Genomic DNA, 18,457 nt, shown 5'->3' on the forward strand with positions numbered 1-18,457 from the left:
TTTTCCTCACAGGCCTGCGTGGGCGGCGATGGCGGCGGCGATGGCCAGGGCCAGCTCTTCGGGTTTGCGCTTGATCGAGTAGTTGGTCAGTTCAGGGTGGCTTTCAACGAAGCTGGTGTTGAACTGGCCGCTACGGAATTCCGGGTTACGCAGGATTTCCTGGTAGTACGCGGCGGTGGTCTTGACCCCTTGCAGACGCATGTCGTCGAGGGCGCGCAAGCCACGGTCCATCGCCTCTTCCCAGGTCAGCGCCCAGACCACCAGTTTCAGGCACATGGAGTCGTAGAACGGTGGAATGGTGTAACCGGTGTAGATCGCCGTGTCGGTACGAACGCCGGGGCCGCCGGGTGCGTAATAACGGGTGATCTTGCCAAAGCTCGGCAGGAAGTTGTTTTTCGGGTCTTCGGCGTTGATCCGGAATTGCAGCGCGAAACCGCGGTGCTGGATGTCTTCCTGTTTGACCGAGAGCGGCAGACCGGAGGCGATGCGAATCTGCTCACGGACAATGTCGATGCCGGTGATTTCTTCGGTAATGGTGTGTTCCACCTGCACCCGGGTGTTCATCTCCATGAAGTACACCTCGCCCTCGGCGAGCAGGAACTCCACGGTGCCGGCGTTCTCGTAACCCACGGCCTTGGCTGCGCGCACCGACAGGTCGCCGATGTAGGCGCGCTGTTCCGGGGTCAGTTGCGGGCTCGGGGCGATCTCGATGAGCTTCTGGTTACGACGCTGGATCGAGCAATCACGCTCGAACAGGTGCACCACATTGCCGAAGCTGTCGCCGAGGATCTGCGCTTCGATGTGTTTTGGATTGACGATGCATTTTTCGAGGAACACTTCCGCCGAACCAAATGCCTTGGTGGCTTCGGAAATGACACGAGGGAATGCTTGTTCAAGTTCTTCCCGGCTGTCGCAGCGACGGATACCACGGCCACCACCACCGGAAGTCGCCTTGAGCATCACCGGATAACCGATGCGGTCGCCTTCGATCAAGGCTTCCGCGATATCCGCGACGTTGCCTTCGGTCCCCGGGGTGACGGGTACGCCAGCCTTGATCATGCTGCGACGGGCTTCGGTCTTGTCGCCCATGCGGCGAATCACTTCAGCCGATGGACCGATGAACTTGATGCCGCGCTCTGCGCAGATATCTGCCAGTTCAGCGTTTTCCGAGAGGAAACCGTAGCCGGGGTGCAGCGCATCGCAACCGGTTTCCACAGCCAGATTCACCAGCTTGCGCGCATTCAGGTAACCGGCCAGTGGCTCGGCACCGATGCTGTGGGCCTCGTCCGCACGCTTCACATGCAGCGCATGGCGGTCGGCGTCGGAATAGATCGCGACCGAGCGAATGCCCATCTCGGCGCAGGCACGTACGATTCGTACGGCAATCTCACCACGGTTGGCGATCAGGATCTTTTTTATCACTTGGAGGTTCCCTTGAGCCGGTGGTACCCACGACCTGTTAGACCAGGTCGACGCGTGACCAAATGTTTCAATTCAGTCGCAGCCCCACACTAGCCCTCACAAGGGATTAACAAAAATGATTAATTATTGGGCCAGCCATAAGTAAAGACTTATAGTTGACGCATCAGCCTGCGGTGAGAGTGTCTATAAAATGCGTAAGTCCTTGATGCGTATGACATTGCGTCAATTACAGATCTTCAATGAGGTCTGTGATTTGCGCTCCTACAGCCGCGCAGCCGATGAAATGTCTCTCACACAACCTGCCGTGAGCCTACAGATTCGTCAACTTGAAGAGCTGATTGGTCAGCCATTGTTCGATTACGTCGGCAAAAAGCTCTACATGACCGAAGCCGCCGAAGCGCTTCAACGCGCCAGCCGGGACATTTTCGGACGCCTGGAAAACCTCGACATGCAGCTTTCAGACATGCAGGGATCGCTGCAAGGACAGCTGAAACTGGCGGTGGAGTCCAGCGCCAAGTATTTCGTGCCGCATCTGTTTGCCGCGTTCAAGCGCCAGCATCCAGAAGTAAACCTGCAACTGACGGTGGTCAATCGCGGGCAGGTCATTCGACGACTGTCGGACAACCGCGACGACCTGGTGATCATGTCCATGGTGCCGCAGGACATGGGGCTGGAGTTCTTGCCATTCCTCAACAACCCGATTGTTGCCGTGGCGCCACCGGATCATCCGCTGTGCCACATGGGCCCGCTGCGTTTGCAGGATCTTGAACCCTACACACTGCTGATGCGCGAATCCGGCTCCGGGACGCGGCTGGCTTGCGAAGAATATTTCAAAGAGAAGCGCGTGCACTTCAACCAGACCCAGGAAGTCTCGTCAGCCGAAGCACAGCGTGAATGTGTGCTGGCGGGTCTGGGCGTGGCGCTGTTGACGCGTCACGCCCTGAACCTTGAGTTGGCGACCGGCGGATTGATCGAGTTGCCGGTCGAAGAGCTGCCGTTGTACCGCAGCTGGTGCCTGGTGCAAGCCAAGGCGAAACGGCTGTCACCGGTGGCGCACGCATTCCTTGCGTTTATTCGCAGCGAGCGGGTGCAGATCAGCGCGCTGGTTGAGCGTTTCGACGGGAAGTTGCCGGTGCCGCCTGCCAGTAGTTGAGCTCCAGCTCAGGGAAATCACCGATCTCGGCCTGCAGTTGGCGACGTTCGCAGCGATCTTCGATGGCGCGGCGAAACTCCATGCGGCGCTGGTCTTCCTGCTGACGACGGGTTCTGACGGCGCTGTTGCGTTCTTCGTAGGGCTGGGCCATTTCGAGTCTCCCAAGGCGATTACGGGAGTTTCAAGATAGGCGCGAGGGATGACGGTTTGGCGGCGGGTGGGTTACAGGGATGTGAATTTTCGGCGCTTTCCAGGACGCCATCGCGAGCAAGCTCGCTCCCACAGGAGAACGCGGTCAAATGTGGGAGCGAGCTTGCTCGCGATTAAGGTCGGAACGACCTTACGACGACGTCAGTCGTCCAGCGCTTTTACCGATTTAGGCGACAGCCGCAAGCTGCGCAGGCTGCGCTTGACGCTCTTGAGGTGATTGACCAGGCTCGGCCCGCGCGCCATGGCCACGCCCATGGCCAACACGTCGATCACCACCAGGTGGGCGATGCGCGAGGTCAGCGGCGTATAGATCTCAGTGTCTTCGTGCACATCGATCGCCAGGTTGACGGTCGACAGTTCGGCCAACGGTGTCTGGCTCGGGCACAAGGTGATCAGCGAAGCGCCGCTTTCGCGCACCAGATTGGCGGTGATCAACAAATCTTTGGAACGCCCGGACTGGGAAATACAGATCGCCACATCGGTCGGTTTCAACGTGACCGCCGACATCGCCTGCATGTGCGGGTCGGAATACGCCGCCGCCGTCAGCAACAAACGGAAGAACTTGTGCTGGGCATCGGCCGCCACTGCACCCGACGCGCCAAAGCCATAGAACTCGACCCGCTGGGCCTGCGACATGAGCGACACAGCACGCTGCAACTCCACCGGATCGAGCTTCTCGCGAACTTCCATCAAGGTGTGCAGGGTGGTGTCGAAGATTTTCAGGCTGTAGTCAGCGACCGAATCGTCTTCATGAATCGCGAATTGCCCGAAGCTCGCGCCAGCAGCCAGGCTCTGTGCCAGCTTCAGCTTCAAGTCCTGGAAACCGGAGCAACCGATGGCGCGGCAGAACCGCACGATGGTCGGTTCGCTGATGCCCACGTTGTGGGCCAGGTCGGCCATGGAGCTGTGCATCACCGCCGCAGGATCAAGCAGCACGTGGTCGGCGACCTTGAGCTCCGACTTGCGTAAGAGGTGGCGTGACTGGGCGATGTGTTGCAGCAGATTCAAAGGGCTGGACTCTTTGTTATTGGCAGGTGCCGGAGATGTAGCACGCTTGTAGTTATACTACATGAATCGGCTTTTTGCCTGCTCAATGCGTAACTCGATGTCCCCATTCCACGCCACATGCGCTCCATGTAGCCCCTACAAGGGTTTTGCGTCCGCACGCAACAGCGCCGCCAGGCCATCAGCCTCGACCGGACGGCTGATCAAATAACCCTGCACTTCATCGCAGTGCTCGGCTTCCAAAAACTCCAACTGCTCTGCCCGCTCCACACCCTCAGCCACCACTTTCAGCGACAAGCCGTGCGCCATGGCAATGATTGCCCGGGTAATCGCCGCATCCTCGCTGCCCTCCCCCAGACCGCGGATAAATGCCTGATCGATCTTCACGTAATCCACCGGTATGCGCTTGAGGTAGCTCAGGGACGAATAACCCGTGCCGAAATCGTCGATCGCCAGTTTCACGCCCAGATCACGCAATTGCTGGAAGGTCGCGATGATGTGCTCGACGCTGTCCAGCAACTGGCTCTCGGTGAGTTCCAGCTCGAGGTAGTGCGGCGCCAGACCGGTTTCTTCCAGCACCTGACGCACCAGGCTGACCAGTTTGCCCTGACGTAATTGATGCACCGACAGATTGACCGACACCCGTATTGGTTCAAGCCCCTGACGCTGCCACTCACAGGCTTGCCAGCAAGCCTGACGCAACACGAACTCGCCGATCGGGCCGATCAACCCGGTTTCCTCGGCCAGGCCAATGAAGTCCCCCGGCGGCACACGGCCCATGGTCGGGTGATCCCAGCGCACCAGCGCCTCGGCGGCATTCAGCCGGCCCGTGGCGAGGCACAGCTTCGGCTGATAAAACACCATCAACTGCTTCTCTTCGATGGCTTTTCGCAACTGATTTTCCAGCTGCAGGCGCTCCAGCGTGCTGGCTTGCAGGCTGTCGGTGTAGAACTGGAAGTTATTTCCGCCCAGATGCTTGGCGTGCTGCATGGCCATATTTGATTGATGGACCAGCGCGGAAATTTCTCGCGCGTTGTCCGGCAACATACTGATGCCCATGGACGCGCTAATCACCAGTTCATGGCCATCGACAGTGATCGGCAAGCGCAGCTTGGTTGACAGTCGGGTCGCCACCCGCACCAGGCTCGACAGGTTGCCGTAGGCATTGAACAACACGGCAAACTCATCACCGGATAAGCGAGCGATGGTGTCTGCTTCAGGCAACGCATTGACCAGCCGCCGGGCTATTTTCTGCAAGAGCTGGTCGGCGATTTCATGGCCCAGGCTGTCATTGAGCAGCTTGAAACGATCCAGATTGATGTGCAGCAACGCCAGACTGCGGTAGCCGCCCTGGCGCACCCGCTGATGAGCCTCGCTTAGCCGTTCGCGGAACAGAGAACGGTTAGCCAGGCCCGTCAATTCGTCGTAATGCGTCAGGTAACGCATGCGCTCTTCAGATTCGCGCCGAGCCGATAGATCGGCGAAGAAGCCCACGATATGACTTACATTTCCCCGAGCATCGCGCACAGCGTTCAGTTGCAACCATTGCGGATACAACTCGCCATTCTTGCGGGTTTCTACCAGCTCACCCTGCCAATTGCCGTGCTGCTCCAGCGCCTGATGAATCGCCGCGTAGTGCCGGCGGGCATCGCGGCTGCATGGCAATTCGGCCACATTGCGTCCGATCATGTCTTCAATGTCATAGCCCGTGACTCGGCTGAAGGCTTGATTGACCGCTATCAACGCGTAATTCGGATCGAAAATCACGATGCCTTCGCTGGCGGCTTCGAACACCGTCGCGGCCAGTTGCCGTTGCTCTTCCAGAGCTTTGCTGGCGCTGATGTCGCGACGGGTGCCGACCATGCGGATCACCCGTCCATTTTCGCCACGCTCAACCGCTCGACCTCGGTCCTCGATCCAGACCCAATGGCCATCGCCGTGGCGCACGCGGTACTCAATCTGGTAGTCCTCGCTGCGGCCCTTCAAGTGCTCGACCAGCGCACGCTTGAGTGACGGCAAGTCATCGGGGTGCAGGCGCGGCTTGAGGTGGCGAAGCATCGCCGTCACGAATTCCGGCTCCAGGCCGAACAGCTCCTGAAGATGGGTGTGATGGACTTCGTCGGTTTGCAGGTTCCAGTCCCACAAGCCCAACTCACTGGCCTTCAACGCCAGTGCCAGACGCGCTTCGCTCTTGCTCAGGGCCTGATTGGCGGCGTCCAGCTCCAGGCTGCGCTGGGCAACACGGCTTTCCAGCTCGATCTGAATTTGCCGCAACTCGTCTTCGGCACGACGGCGTTGGTCGATTTCCTTGGCCAGCTTTTGATTGAGTTGATCGCTGCAGCTTTGAGCCTGCTGCAAGTGCTCGATCAGTGCCTGATTCTGAAAGCGCCGCAACAGTCCGCTATCGATGAGCCGATTGACCTGCCAGGCGACCACACTCAACGCGCCTAGCAAAATCAGACCAAACCAGCCCCAGCCCTGACTCTGTTCATCGCCGCCCCAGAACAGATAGCCGATGGCCGGCAACAGACAGGGCAAGGTAAAGGACAGGAACGCCGGCAGGCTGACCGCGTAGGCAACACTGGCCGAAAGCGCTGCAGCGCCGATCAGGCCGAATACCCAGGCTTGTTGCATGAAGTTATCGGCGGGTACCAGCGCAATGCCGGCGCCGGCCAGGGTCAGGCCGGTCATGGCCGAACCCAGCAAAAACATGCGGCGCCAGATCGGATGGGCCTGACGATTGGGTATCGCCGAATCGAAGGCCGCGACTTGAATCACCCGCAACGCCACCAGCGACAACAGCCACACCAGCCAGACGCTGACCAGGAAGTAACGCTGCGGACTCCAAAGCAAGCCAGCGCAGACCAGACCGTTGATCAACATGAATAGTGTGGGCAGCAATGAGCCCTGATAAAGCAGACGCGTGCGTTCGACCGCCATTTCCATGGCGTACTGTTTGCGGATAACCCGGGGCTCCACAACGGGGCCCGACAGGTCGGTGCTGAGGGTCATAGGCAATGTTCTTGTTCTTATAATGGTGAGCATGAGCCCGAAACGTCGACGGAGCATACACAAGCAAGGGCCCGGACCAAACTGCTCCAGATCATAAAGTAGACCAAAGTCTCGACTGCGTGCCCCCGTGTAAAAGCAGCCAAGCAAGCCCCGCCAACGCTTGCAGCCAGTGACCGACCGGTCGTCCTGCACCTATCTTTCATCGGCTAAAGCAATGCGGGGTTTGCCCGGTGTGACGCTGCCCCCTAGAATGCCCCGATGCGCGATGATCTCTCCCTTCTGCTGAACTCCCTCAACGATGCCCAACGCCAGGCCGTAGCTGCCCGCGTGGGTCGTCAGTTGGTCCTGGCCGGTGCTGGTTCCGGTAAAACCCGAGTGCTGGTGCACCGTATCGCCTGGTTGATCCAGGTCGAAAACGCCTCGCCCCACTCCATCCTGTCGGTGACCTTCACCAATAAGGCCGCTGCCGAGATGCGTCATCGCATCGAGCAGCTGATGGGTATCAACCCGGCCGGCATGTGGGTCGGCACCTTCCACGGCCTGGCGCACCGTTTGCTGCGGGCGCACTGGCAGGAAGCCGGCCTGAGCCAGACTTTCCAGATTCTCGACAGCGACGACCAGCAACGACTGGTCAAGCGGGTGATCCGCGAGCTGGGTCTGGACGAGCAACGCTGGCCGGCCCGTCAGGCCCAGTGGTTCATCAACGGGCAGAAAGACGAAGGTTTGCGTCCGCAACACATTCAAGCCAGCGGCGATCTGTTCCTGGCGACCATGCGCAGCATTTATGAAGCCTATGAGGCTGCGTGCCTGCGCGCCGGCGTGATCGACTTCTCCGAATTGCTGCTGCGCGCCCTCGATCTGTGGCGCGATCACCCGGGCTTGCTGGCTCATTATCAGAAACGCTTCCGCCACATCCTGGTAGACGAATTCCAGGACACCAACGCCGTGCAGTACGCCTGGTTGCGTCTGCTGGCCAAGGGCGGCGACAGCCTGATGGTGGTCGGCGACGACGATCAGTCGATCTACGGCTGGCGCGGCGCGAAAATCGAAAACATTTATCAGTATTCCGACGATTTTCCGGATGCTGAAACCATTCGTCTGGAGCAGAACTACCGCTCCACCGCCGGCATCCTCAAGGCTGCCAACGCCCTGATCGCCAATAACACCGGGCGCATGGGCAAAGAGCTGTGGACCGACGGCGGCGAAGGCGAAGCGATCAATCTGTACGCCGCGTTCAACGAACACGATGAAGCACGCTACGTGGTGGAAACCATCGAAAGCGCGCTGAAAACCGGCTTGGCCCGCAGTGATATCGCGATTTTGTACCGCTCCAACGCCCAATCACGCGTTTTGGAAGAAGCCTTGTTGCGTGAGCGCATTCCGTACCGCATCTATGGCGGTCAGCGCTTCTTCGAACGGGCAGAAATCAAAAACGCCATGGCCTACCTGCGCTTGCTGGAAGGTCGCGGCAACGATGCAGCGCTGGAGCGGGTGATCAACGTTCCAGCCCGTGGTATCGGTGAGAAAACCGTTGAAGCGATCCGCGACCATGCCCGTCACAGCGATGTGTCGATGTGGGAAGCCATGCGTCTGCTGGTGGCTAATAAAGGCCTGACCGGCCGTGCCGCTGGCGCGCTGGGCGCATTTATCGAGCTGATCGAGAACCTCGCCGCCAAGTGCATGGAAATGCCGCTGCATCTGATGACCCAGACCGTCATCGAGCAATCCGGGTTGATCGCCTATCACGAAGCGGAAAAAGGCGAGAAAGGCCAGGCCCGGGTAGAAAACCTTGAGGAACTGGTCAGCGCCGCACGCAACTTCGAAAATGCTGAAGAAGACGAAGACCTGACGCCACTGGCGGCGTTCCTCGGTCACGCGTCGCTGGAGGCCGGGGACACTCAGGCTGACGAGCACGAAGACAGCATTCAGTTGATGACATTGCACAGCGCCAAGGGTCTGGAATTCCCTTACGTGTTCCTGGTGGGCATGGAAGAAGGTCTGTTCCCGCACAAGATGAGCCTGGAAGAACCGGGTCGTCTTGAAGAGGAGCGCCGTTTGGCCTACGTCGGCATCACCCGGGCGATGCAGAACCTGGTGATGACCTATGCTGAAACCCGACGCCTGTACGGCAGCGAAACCTACAACAAGGTGTCGCGTTTCGTACGTGAAGTACCGAAAGGTCTGATCCAGGAAGTGCGGCTGTCCAACAGCGTCAGCCGTCCGTTCGGGGGTGGCCAGCAGCAGAGTTCCAGCAGCCTGTTTGGCGGTAGCGAGATCCCGGATACCGGGTTCAGCCTTGGCCAGGCCGTACGGCATTCGGTGTTTGGCGACGGCGTGATCCTGAACTTCGAAGGTGCCGGGGCTCAGGCTCGGGTGCAGGTGAACTTCAGCGAAGGCAGCAAGTGGCTGATGCTGGGTTACGCAAAGCTGGAAGCGATCTGACGCCCGCCAGTGATTCAATGTGGGAGCGAGCTTGCTCCCACATTTGATCTTGATCTGCGCTATGCCCTCTGCGACCTATTCCTACAGAACTTATCTCCTCGTCCTACGGACCAAAGTTAACAGGCCTTATTGCGCTGACTGAAACTGAACGCAACCTGTCAGGCAAAAGCCCGAAACACTCTGCCGCTAGCCAGTAACACTTCAGCTGTGCAACATGGCGCGCGTGCCATCCACAAATGGGAATTCCCTTTATGAAACGTTTTCTTAGCATCGCCATGGCGTTGTGCATCGGCCTGACGATGAGCCTGGACGCCAACGCCAAACGCTTTGGTGGCGGCAAGAGCTCCGGCGCTGCGCCGACTCACCAGACCAGCCAAATGGCTCCTTCTTCTGCTGCAGGCGGCGCTGCTGCCACTGCGGGCGCGGCCGGTGCCGCTGGCGCTGCCGCCAAGGCCGGTGGTGCTTCGCGTTGGCTCGGCCCTCTGGCCGGCATCGCTGCCGGTGGCCTGCTGGCCTCCATGTTCATGGGCGGCGGCTTCCAGGGCATGCAGATCTTCGACATCCTGATCATGGCCGTCATCGCCTTCCTGATCTTCCGTTTCATCGCCGCTCGTCGTCGCAAGCAGCAGGAGCACCTGGCTCCGGCAGGCCACGCACCGATGCAGCGTGAAGCGTTCGAACAGAAGCCAGCTGGCGGTTCGATCTTCGGCGGCTCGGCAGCACCGGTTGCCGCTCGTCCGGTAATCAATGCTCCGGCCTGGTTCAATGAGAAGAACTTCATTGAAGCAGCCCGCAACCACTTCCAGTCCCTGCAGCAACACTGGGACGCCAACGAAATGGACAAGATCTCCGAGTTCGTGACCCCGCAACTGCTGGAGTTCCTCAAGCGCGAACGTGCCGATCTGGGCGACGGTTTCCAGTCCACCTACATTGATAACCTCAATGTTCAACTGGACGGCGTGGATGACCGTGCCGACAAGACCATCGCCACCCTGACCTTCACCGGTGTGTCGAAGACCTCGCGTTTCGACCAGGGCGAAGTGTTCAGCGAAAGCTGGAACATGGAACGTCCACAGGGCGAGAACCAGCCTTGGCTGGTCGCCGGTATCCGCCAGAACGGCTGATCCCCACTGCGTTAAGCATGCTGTAATGAAAACCCCGGCCTTGCCGGGGTTTTTCTATTTCGCGGTTGCATCTATAGCGAGCTACTGTATAAACCGCCCCAACTAAACCGCGCCATCAAGCAAGAGGATCCCGGACGTGGAAGAAATCATCGAACAACTGCGTGAAGCCAACGAACCGGTACCGGTCCCCTTGGAGTTGCCCGACGAAGATCAACTGGTGGAAATCGAAGAACAGCTGTTCATCGACATTCCGTTTGTCTTCAGAGAGTTTTTGCTGACCGTCAGCGACGTCGTCTACGGCAGCCTGGAGCCGGTAACCGTTACCGACCCGCAATCCCACACCTACCTGCCGGACGTTGCCGCCAACGCTTGGGATGCGGGTGTTGATCGCAGCATGATTCCGATCTGCCAGGACGGTGACAACTACTACCTGGTCGAAGAAGACGGCACCGTGGTGCTGTGGCTGGCCGAAGAAGAGCTGATCGCCGAAGAAACCTGGGAATCGGTGTGGCACTGGGCGCGGGACGTCTGGCTGGAAAGCTAATACGGCTCAACTTTGTAGCAGCTGGCGCAGCCTGCGTTCGGCTGCGAAGCGGCCGCAATATCAGGCAACGAGGTGTTTCAGGAAAACCGAGTCATCCGGGTTTACGACTGCTACGCAGTCGAACGCAGCCTTCGGCAGCTGCTACAGGTGCGATGTCAGTGGCCGGACGAATCCTTGTGGTTGTCCAATGTTTCGAGCAACGCCACCTGCATCCGCGTGTGCACGCGGATGAACCAGCGCCAGAGCAGCGCCGCTACAGCGGCCGCGACGACGACGATCAGCACCAGCAACTTGTTGGTCGGCAGAATACTGGCCGACAAGGCTGCCAGCAGCAGGAAAATCACCAACAGCGAGAGGATCGGGATCACTTCGGCGATCACCCGACGCACTCGCTGCGTGTGGCGGCCGGCCATCTCCGGCTTCACGCCCATCTCCGCCAACAGCATCGAGAGCGCCTTGAGCTTGCGATAGGCGGCGATCAGGAACGGTAGCGACAACAGCAACGCCCCACCCCAAATCAACGCTTTCTGCCAGCTCGGGTCCCTGATCCAGTCTTGCAGGTAAGCGGACATGCGCTCGGCGAAAAAAGCACCCGAGAAGAAGATCGCAATCACCAGCGCCAGATTGACTCCCACCTGCAACAGAATTCGCCGAATCATCGACGCCAGCAGCGCGCCCTCGCCCTGTGGCTGGATGCTGCGCAGCCATTCGCCGTACATCCCCAATACCCTGCCCAGTCGCTTCGGCATCACCGCGGCAAGCTTGACCGACAACGGATCAGCCGCGCGGATCAGGTAGGGCGTCAGCAACGTGGTGATCACCGAAACGGCAACGGCGACCGGGTAAAGGAAGTTGCTGGTGACCTGCAACGTCATGCCCAGCGCCGCGATGATGAAAGAAAATTCGCCAATCTGCGAAAGCCCCATCCCGACTCGAAGTGAGGTGCGTCCATCATTGCCAGCGATAAAGGCGCCAAGGCCGCAAGAGAACATTTTGCCCAGCACCACGGCCACGGTGATCACCGCAATCGGCCACGCGTATTGCAGCAGGATCATCGGATCGAGCATCAGCCCAATGGCGACAAAGAAGATCGCGCTGAACAGATCGCGAACCGGTTCGATCAAGCGCTCGATTTTCAGCAATTGCCGGGATTCGGCCATGATCGCGCCAATCAGGAAGGCACCGAGCACCATGCTGTACTCAAGTTTGACCACCAGCAGACAGAAGCCGAAACACAGCCCCAATACAGTGATCAGCAGCATTTCATTACTTTCAAACTTCGCCACGTAGGCCAGCAATCGCGGCACCAGCAGGATGCCGATGACCAGTGCGACGATCATGAACAGCGAGAGCTTGCCGACCGTGGAAAACACTTCGCCGGAACTGACCGTGCCGCTGACCGCGATGCTCGACAGCAAAGCGATGATGCCGATGCCAAGGATGTCTTCAACGATCAGCACGCCGAAAATCAGCTGCGCAAAGCGCTCGTTCTTCATCTTCAGATCGTTGAGCGCCTTGACGATGATGGTGGTCGAGGAAATCGCCAGGATCGCGCCGAGGAACAGCGAGTCCATGGTGTTCCAATCGAACCAGCGGCCAATTTCGTAGCCGATCCAGATCATCAGTACGATTTCCATAAACGCCGCAATGAACGCCGTGGCACCGACCTTGAACAGCTTGCGCAGGCTGAACTCCAGGCCCAGGCAGAACATCAGGAAAATCACCCCGAGCTCGGCGAGGGTTTTGATGGTGTCTTCATCGTGGATCAGGCTGAACGGCGGGGTGTGCGGCCCGATGATGAATCCGGCGACGATGTAGCCGAGTACCACCGGTTGTTTGAAGCGATGAAACAGCACGGTCACCACACCCGCGATCAACATGATCACTGCCAGATCTTGAATGAAACTGATGGCGTGCATGGCGTGGGGCTCCTTAAGGGGGACTTTTGGAGGTTAACACCACGACTTCCGCTGCAAAGGCGGTGCAATATATGGAAACAGATCGATCCGGGCGTGACGGCAGCCACCCGCCCGGCGTCCCGATAACTGTTGGTTTGAAAAAGCTGACGAGGCACCCGCAGAGGTGCCGCCCTCCCGAAATTCTGCCTTGAACCGTGAGAACGCTATGGAACCCGGAAACGCACAACTGTCGATGACGGTATTGATGACCCCCGACATGGCCAACTTCTCTGGCAATGTCCACGGCGGTACCTTGCTCAAATACCTCGACGAAGTGGCTTACGCGTGCGCCAGCCGTTATGCCGGCCGCTACGTGGTGACCCTGTCGGTGGACCAGGTGATTTTTCGCGAGCCGATTCATGTCGGCGAACTGGTGACCTTTCTGGCCTCGGTGAACTACACCGGCAACACCTCCATGGAGGTGGGCATCAAGGTGGTGACCGAAAACATCCGCGAGCGCTCGGTGCGCCATACCAACAGCTGCTTCTTCACCATGGTCGCAGTGGATGACGACCGCAAACCGGCTGCTGTCCCGCCCCTGCAACCGCAGAACAGCGAAGACAAACGTCGCTTCATGCAGGCCCAGCAACGTCGGCAGATTCGTCAGGAACTGGAAAAGCGCTATCAGGACATCAAGGGCGACGCCTGAACTGTTCAGTCAGTTTGATGTGGTTCTTGAGTGAGTCATCGCGAGCAAGCTCGCTCCCACAAGTGATCTACGACGGACACAATTTCTGTGTCCACTGAAGATCTGTGTGGGAGCGAGCTTGCTCGCGATGGGGTCTACGCCATTCAGAGGCTGATCGCCGTCGCCTCGAACCGCACCCGCGGGTGCGCGATCCGGTCCTGAGCCCGTACCAGCTCCAGCTCATAGCTGGAGCAAGCCTGGGTTTCCAGCAGCACTTCATGCACCGCCGACGCGGCGAATTCGAAAGCTGCCACCAGGCTATCACCCAACAGCACGCGAGCCAGAAACAGTCCGGAGGTCAGGTCGCCGACGCCCACCGGCTGCCGCGGGAACGCCAGCAGCGGACGGCGCAAATGCCAGCTGTCTTCGGCCGTCACCAGCAACATCTCGAAAACATCCGTCGGTTTACCGGGATAGTCCAGATGCTTGACCAGCACAGCCTTCGGACCACGCGCCAGCAGCGCTCGCGCCATGGCCAGGCAATCGAACAACGATTGCGGCTTGCGCCCCGAAAAGCTGTCCAGCTCCAGCTGGTTCGGGCACATGAAGTCCGCCACGGCAGCCGCCTCCTCCAGCAGGAAATCGCTGACTTCCGCGGGCACGCTGCAACCCTTCTCCGGATGGCCCATCACCGGGTCACACAGATACAGTGCCTTGGGATTCATCGACTTGATCCGCGCCACACCTGTCAGGATCGCCCGGCCCTGGGCCGCACTGCCGAGATAACCGGACAGCACGGCATCGCAGTTGCCCAGCTCGCCAATCGCCGCGATGCCTTCGATCAGGTCGGGAATCTGATGCGGCGCCAGCACTTCACCGGCCCATTGGCCGTACTGGGTGTGGTTGGAGAACTGCACGGTATTGAGCGGCCAGACATTCACCCCGACCCGCTGCATCGGGAAAACCGCGGCGCTGTTGCCAGCGTGGCCGAACACCACGTGGGACTGGATGGCGAGCAGATGGGGCGTACGTTTCATGCGGTGGGTTTTCCGTCAAACGATTGAAATTCAAGCCGCGCAGTATGCGACTAAACACAGCCTGTACGACAGACCGGCGACGCAGTTAAGCTGACACTATCTTGTTGGAGCAACGTGTTGATGCTGACCCTTGGAAATATCTTCGTCCTGATGCTGCTTGCCACCGGTGGCGCGTGGTTGTGGCACAACCATGGCTTGCGCGAGCGCGCGCTGGAGCGGGTCAAGCTGCATTGCACAAAGCTCGGAATCGAGCTGCTGGACGGCAACGTGGCCTTGAAGAAGATTGCGTTCATTAAAGACGCCAACGGCCGGCGGCGCCTCGCCCGTGTGTATAACTTCGAATTCACCGTGACCGGTGAAAGCCGTCACAACGGCACCATCACCCAGTTCGGCGCCCACAGTGCGCAGATTGAGCTGGCGCCCTACCCGATGCCGTTCGACGACACACCTGCGGTGGCCGATGTCGTGAAACCACGCGCCGAGGTGATCGAGATGAGCCAGTGGCGGCAAGAACACACTAAATGGCGTCCTTAAGTCAAAAGATCGCAGCCTTCGGCAGCTCCTACATTTGAAATGCGATTCCCATGTAGGAGCTGCCGAAGGCTGCGATCTTTTGATCTTTAACTCGACCGACAGTCGGCCAAAGCTCTTTGCAGTGAATCAACATCCTGCGGCTCACTGAAAATCAGCTCGATGCGCGAATCACGCCGCCATTCGCTGGGCTGCCAGTCCAGCACCGGGTTTTCCAGCGCATTCGCCGAAATCCAACCGTCGACGCTGTGGATAACCAGCTTCGCCCGCCGCCAGGCAAGGCTTTCAAGCCAACGGCCAACGAGCGTCGCATCGAACGTCTGACTCGGATGCCAGCGCCACCCAACGCTCCAGCCGCCCTCCTGCTCCTGGCTCAAGCATATTGGCAGCGCAGGATCGGTCCAGATGGCCGGCAGCTGCGCCAATCCTTTGGGCGCGACGAAGTTATCCACACCCGCTACAGCCTGAACCCCAAGCCCTGGTAACTCACTCAATGGCAACGCGGCTTGCTGCGTCCAGTACAACGGACGCGCCGGCAACTGTGCGGCGATTCGCTGGCGATCAGCGTCGTCGATATTTTCGGCTTTATTCATCAGCAACAACCCGGCGCTGTTCAACGCTTCCTGTTGCGCCACCGGCAGCGGTTTGCCGGCAGCAAGTGCCTGGGCGTCCAGCACCAGCACGCAGGGTTGAACAGCCAACACGCCTTGCCACGGCGCCTCACTCAATTGCCTGAGCAATTGCGCCGGATGTCCCAGCCCGGAGGGCTCAATGAACAGCCGATCCGGCCGCGCCTTGCGCAGCAAACGCCCGAGGCCGATCTGAAACGGCGCACCATTCACGCAACACAAACAGCCCCCGGCCACTTCACCCAGTGCGATACCATCGGCGTCCTGGGTCAGCAACGCAGCGTCGAGGCCGATCTGGCCGAACTCGTTGATCAGCACTGCCCAGCGCTCATCGACCGGCCGCTGCATCAGCAGATTCTTGATCAAGCTGGTCTTGCCGGCACCCAACGGGCCAGCAATGACGTGAGTGGGAATATTCTGCAACATGGTCGATGTTTTCTGAGGAGGTAAGGATGCGGTTGATGGGATTGTCGTTGCTCCTGGCGCTCACTTCAGGTGAGGCGTTGGCACAGGCTTGCGTGGTACATAGTACGGCTGCGCGACTCGACGTAAAGGTCTGCCAACAGAACCGCAACATCCCGCAAAAGCTGTTCGCCGATGGTTTCTGCCAGCCGAATCTTCCTGGCCAGAAAGTCGAGGTGCAGTACATCGACCAATGCCCTACCGGCGCGTTCGGCGTGTGCAGCAACGCCCAAGTCGCCAATATGCCTTACCGGCAGGATATTCACTATTACGGCGTGGCCACGGATGCGGCGTATTTGAAACCGTTTTGCGAAGCCCAGAGCCAGGGAACCTGGCTCAAGCCCTGAACCGCTAATTCAGCCAGTCGAGCGTCAGGATCAGCCGCCGCTCACCGGACGCAAGCTGTGGCGACCGGTGAATAAGGCCGAAGCCTTCGTTGCCATGCCATTTCTCGCCTTTGAGCAACGCGACTTCGCCGCTGGCGATCTGCTCTATCCGCGAATCGTCCTGGGGTTCGGCTTCGACTTTGCCCAGTTGTCGGCGATCCATCGCACCTTCCTTCAGCCACTGGCTGCCGATCCCGCAATACGTGGTGATCAGCCGCACCGGCACATGATCGACGTGGAAACGCGGGCACATGGCCTTGTCCAAGACCCGCAGGCGCAGGCCGACACGCTTGGCGCCCATCAAACAGGCGAACGCACTGACAAGCCAGGAGACGTCGGCGATGAAACCTTCGTAACCTTCGAGATCGCTGAAACCTGAGGCTAATCCGTGCAGATTGGGTTCGGTGTCATCGCTGGGCAGTTCCAGGACCAGCGACTCGGCCAACGGCTCGTTCAGGGACAGCAACAAACTCCCGAAATCAGCAATGTGCGCCGGCAGTTGGCGCTGCCAAACGGCGAGGTTTATGCCGTCATCCAGTATTCGGGTGAGCGCTTGCGGCGTCTCACCTTGAACCTGATAAATGATCGGCCGCAGTTTCAGACTGGGTGCCAACATCAGGCTGCTATCTCTTCGTGCCACGGGCCAAATGGATCTGGTAGTAGTCGCCAGCCCTCGACGCCTAACGCCATTTCATCGTCGGTCAGCAGGCAATTGTCGAGTTCGGCGGTGAGTTGCGCGAAGTCGATGTTCTGGCCGATGAACACCAGTTCCTGGCGGCAATCGCCGCTGCCTGCGGTCCAGTTTTCCATGATCCCGGCGGTGCTTTCTTCGTCCTGCGGCCACTGGGTTTTCGGCACGAAACGCCACCAGCGCCCGGCGAAACCATGGCGCATCAATCCGCCGGCCTGGGACCAGCTACCGGCGTCCATGTGCTTGCTGGCCAGCCAGAAGAAGCCCTTGGAGCGCAGCAGTTTGCCGTTCACCCACGGGCGGTCGATGAAGCTGAAAAAACGCTGCGGATGAAACGGTCGGCGTGCTCGGTAGGCTGTCGAGGCGATGCCGTATTCATCGGTTTCGGGCACGTGTTCGCCACGCAATTCCTGTAACCAGCCCGGTGCCTGGGCGGCCTTCTCGAAGTCGAAACGGCCGGTATTCAGGATCTTCGCCAAGGGAATTTCGCCCATGACCATCGGGATGATTTCCGCCTGGGCGTTAAGCCGCTCCAGGATCGCGATCAGCTCCTGGCGTTCGCTGCTGCTGATCAAGTCGATCTTGCTGATCAGAATCACGTCGGCGAATTCGATCTGCTCTATCAACAGGTCGGTGATCGAGCGTTCGTCCTCCTCGCCCAAGGTTTCACCACGGGAGGCGAGGCTTTCGGCGGCCTGATAGTCGAGCAGGAAGTTCATGCCATCGACCACGGTGACCATGGTGTCGAGCCGGGCGATATCGGCCAGGCTCTGCCCTTCTTCATCGCGGAAGGTGAAGGTTTCCGCCACGGGCAGCGGTTCGGAAATGCCGGTGGATTCGATCAACAAATAATCAAAGCGACCCTCCTTGGCGAGTTTGCTCACCTCTTCCAACAAGTCTTCGCGCAAGGTGCAGCAAATGCAGCCATTGCTCATCTCGACGAGTTTTTCTTCTGCGCGGTTCAGGCTGACATCGCGCTGGACTTCGCCGCCATCGATGTTGATTTCGCTCATATCATTGACGATCACGGCGACGCGCAAGTTGTCGCGATTGCGCAGCACGTAGTTGAGCAGCGTGCTTTTGCCAGCGCCGAGAAAGCCCGACAGGACGGTGACGGGGAGACGATTGGGCATCAGGTATTCCTCACAGAGATGCCCGGTCGCAGTGTCGGGCTTAACTTGATGTTATAGTATAACAACACAATCAAGCCACTCCCCTCTTGC

16 protein-coding genes are annotated in these 18,457 nt (G+C 59.3%); 7 read left to right on the top strand and 9 right to left on the bottom strand.

Annotated features, from left to right (window positions below; genetic code table 11):
- Positions 1 to 6: 6 nt before the first annotated feature.
- Entirely contained in the window at positions 7 to 1,422 is a 1,416-nt protein-coding gene (locus tag ACA079_RS32165; RefSeq protein WP_008156643.1) for an acetyl-CoA carboxylase biotin carboxylase subunit, read from the bottom strand.
- 190 nt (positions 1,423 to 1,612) lie between these two features.
- Between ACA079_RS32165 and ACA079_RS32170 the strand changes: the two genes are divergently transcribed.
- Positions 1,613 to 2,575 (top strand): LysR family transcriptional regulator, encoded by a 963-nt coding sequence (locus tag ACA079_RS32170; RefSeq protein ID WP_008007793.1) that lies wholly within the window; start codon positions 1,613 to 1,615, stop codon positions 2,573 to 2,575.
- Here the strand turns inward: ACA079_RS32170 and ACA079_RS32175 are convergent.
- From ACA079_RS32175 to ACA079_RS32185, 3 genes are all read right to left on the bottom strand, one after another.
- Positions 2,517 to 2,726 carry a PA3496 family putative envelope integrity protein gene (locus ACA079_RS32175; RefSeq protein ID WP_415772350.1) on the bottom strand — a complete coding sequence of 70 codons (210 nt, stop codon included), beginning with the start codon at positions 2,724 to 2,726 and terminating at the stop codon, positions 2,517 to 2,519. The genes ACA079_RS32170 and ACA079_RS32175 overlap by 59 nt on opposite strands.
- A 200-nt stretch (positions 2,727 to 2,926) precedes the next feature.
- Positions 2,927 to 3,793 (bottom strand): transcriptional regulator HexR, encoded by an 867-nt coding sequence (gene hexR / locus ACA079_RS32180; protein ID WP_008156648.1) that lies wholly within the window; start codon positions 3,791 to 3,793, stop codon positions 2,927 to 2,929.
- 135 nt (positions 3,794 to 3,928) lie between these two features.
- Complete coding sequence (locus tag ACA079_RS32185) at positions 3,929 to 6,802, bottom strand: EAL domain-containing protein (RefSeq protein ID WP_497702136.1); 2,874 nt, start codon at positions 6,800 to 6,802, stop codon at positions 3,929 to 3,931.
- Positions 6,803 to 7,060: 258 nt separating this feature from the next.
- On the opposite strand from ACA079_RS32185, the gene uvrD reads away from it, so the two are divergent.
- From uvrD to ACA079_RS32200, 3 genes are all read left to right on the top strand, one after another.
- Positions 7,061 to 9,244 carry a DNA helicase II gene (uvrD, locus tag ACA079_RS32190; RefSeq protein WP_056738578.1) on the top strand — a complete coding sequence of 728 codons (2,184 nt, stop codon included), beginning with the start codon at positions 7,061 to 7,063 and terminating at the stop codon, positions 9,242 to 9,244.
- Positions 9,245 to 9,495: 251 nt separating this feature from the next.
- On the top strand, positions 9,496 to 10,368 hold the full coding sequence (locus tag ACA079_RS32195) for a Tim44 domain-containing protein (RefSeq protein WP_497702137.1): 873 nt from the start codon (positions 9,496 to 9,498) through the stop codon (positions 10,366 to 10,368).
- Positions 10,369 to 10,504: 136 nt separating this feature from the next.
- Positions 10,505 to 10,912 carry an SMI1/KNR4 family protein gene (locus ACA079_RS32200; protein WP_008156656.1) on the top strand — a complete coding sequence of 136 codons (408 nt, stop codon included), beginning with the start codon at positions 10,505 to 10,507 and terminating at the stop codon, positions 10,910 to 10,912.
- A 155-nt stretch (positions 10,913 to 11,067) separates the two neighbouring features.
- On the opposite strand, the gene ACA079_RS32205 is transcribed toward ACA079_RS32200, so the two are convergent.
- Entirely contained in the window at positions 11,068 to 12,831 is a 1,764-nt protein-coding gene (locus ACA079_RS32205; RefSeq protein WP_497702138.1) for a cation:proton antiporter, read from the bottom strand.
- A 205-nt stretch (positions 12,832 to 13,036) separates the two neighbouring features.
- On the opposite strand from ACA079_RS32205, the gene ACA079_RS32210 reads away from it, so the two are divergent.
- Complete coding sequence (locus ACA079_RS32210) at positions 13,037 to 13,519, top strand: acyl-CoA thioesterase (protein WP_074872148.1); 483 nt, start codon at positions 13,037 to 13,039, stop codon at positions 13,517 to 13,519.
- A gap of 143 nt (positions 13,520 to 13,662) precedes the next feature.
- Here the strand turns inward: ACA079_RS32210 and pdxY are convergent, their stop codons facing one another.
- Positions 13,663 to 14,535, bottom strand: a complete 873-nt coding sequence (pdxY, locus tag ACA079_RS32215; protein ID WP_497702139.1) for a pyridoxal kinase PdxY — start codon at positions 14,533 to 14,535, stop codon at positions 13,663 to 13,665.
- A 120-nt stretch (positions 14,536 to 14,655) separates the two neighbouring features.
- On the opposite strand from pdxY, the gene ACA079_RS32220 reads away from it, so the two are divergent.
- Positions 14,656 to 15,069, top strand: coding sequence for a DUF3301 domain-containing protein (locus tag ACA079_RS32220; RefSeq protein WP_497702140.1), 414 nt, complete (start codon positions 14,656 to 14,658; stop codon positions 15,067 to 15,069).
- A gap of 86 nt (positions 15,070 to 15,155) precedes the next feature.
- Here ACA079_RS32220 and ACA079_RS32225 read toward each other — a convergent pair whose 3' ends face one another.
- Positions 15,156 to 16,121, bottom strand: coding sequence for a CobW family GTP-binding protein (locus ACA079_RS32225; protein ID WP_497702141.1), 966 nt, complete (start codon positions 16,119 to 16,121; stop codon positions 15,156 to 15,158).
- Between the two features lie 26 nt (positions 16,122 to 16,147).
- On the opposite strand from ACA079_RS32225, the gene ACA079_RS32230 reads away from it, so the two are divergent.
- Complete coding sequence (locus ACA079_RS32230; protein WP_497702142.1) at positions 16,148 to 16,504, top strand: NADH:ubiquinone oxidoreductase; 357 nt, start codon at positions 16,148 to 16,150, stop codon at positions 16,502 to 16,504.
- Between the two features lie 4 nt (positions 16,505 to 16,508).
- Here the strand turns inward: ACA079_RS32230 and ACA079_RS32235 are convergent, their stop codons facing one another.
- Together ACA079_RS32235 and zigA are read right to left on the bottom strand one after the other, a co-directional pair.
- A complete protein-coding gene (locus ACA079_RS32235; RefSeq protein ID WP_497702143.1) occupies positions 16,509 to 17,159 on the bottom strand; it encodes a DUF1826 domain-containing protein in 651 nt (216 codons plus the stop codon).
- Positions 17,159 to 18,367, bottom strand: a complete 1,209-nt coding sequence (gene zigA, locus ACA079_RS32240; RefSeq protein WP_497702144.1) for a zinc metallochaperone GTPase ZigA — start codon at positions 18,365 to 18,367, stop codon at positions 17,159 to 17,161. Before zigA ends, ACA079_RS32235 begins: the two co-directional genes overlap by 1 nt.
- Positions 18,368 to 18,457 lie beyond the last annotated feature (90 nt).

This window comes from Pseudomonas sp. LBUM1645 (assembly GCF_059716185.1).

Coding starts and splice junctions, on each gene's coding strand:
- ACA079_RS32170 (WP_008007793.1), top strand. CDS start 1,613: ATGCGTAAGTCCTTGATGCGTATGACATTGCGTCAATTACAGATCTTC.
- ACA079_RS32235 (WP_497702143.1), bottom strand. CDS start 17,159: ATGTTGGCACCCAGTCTGAAACTGCGGCCGATCATTTATCAGGTTCAA.
- uvrD (WP_056738578.1), top strand. CDS start 7,061: ATGCGCGATGATCTCTCCCTTCTGCTGAACTCCCTCAACGATGCCCAA.
- ACA079_RS32205 (WP_497702138.1), bottom strand. CDS start 12,831: ATGCACGCCATCAGTTTCATTCAAGATCTGGCAGTGATCATGTTGATC.
- ACA079_RS32195 (WP_497702137.1), top strand. CDS start 9,496: ATGAAACGTTTTCTTAGCATCGCCATGGCGTTGTGCATCGGCCTGACG.
- ACA079_RS32175 (WP_415772350.1), bottom strand. CDS start 2,726: ATGGCCCAGCCCTACGAAGAACGCAACAGCGCCGTCAGAACCCGTCGT.
- ACA079_RS32220 (WP_497702140.1), top strand. CDS start 14,656: ATGCTGACCCTTGGAAATATCTTCGTCCTGATGCTGCTTGCCACCGGT.
- ACA079_RS32210 (WP_074872148.1), top strand. CDS start 13,037: ATGGAACCCGGAAACGCACAACTGTCGATGACGGTATTGATGACCCCC.
- pdxY (WP_497702139.1), bottom strand. CDS start 14,535: ATGAAACGTACGCCCCATCTGCTCGCCATCCAGTCCCACGTGGTGTTC.
- ACA079_RS32230 (WP_497702142.1), top strand. CDS start 16,148: ATGCGGTTGATGGGATTGTCGTTGCTCCTGGCGCTCACTTCAGGTGAG.
- ACA079_RS32185 (WP_497702136.1), bottom strand. CDS start 6,802: ATGACCCTCAGCACCGACCTGTCGGGCCCCGTTGTGGAGCCCCGGGTT.
- zigA (WP_497702144.1), bottom strand. CDS start 18,367: ATGCCCAATCGTCTCCCCGTCACCGTCCTGTCGGGCTTTCTCGGCGCT.
- ACA079_RS32225 (WP_497702141.1), bottom strand. CDS start 16,121: ATGTTGCAGAATATTCCCACTCACGTCATTGCTGGCCCGTTGGGTGCC.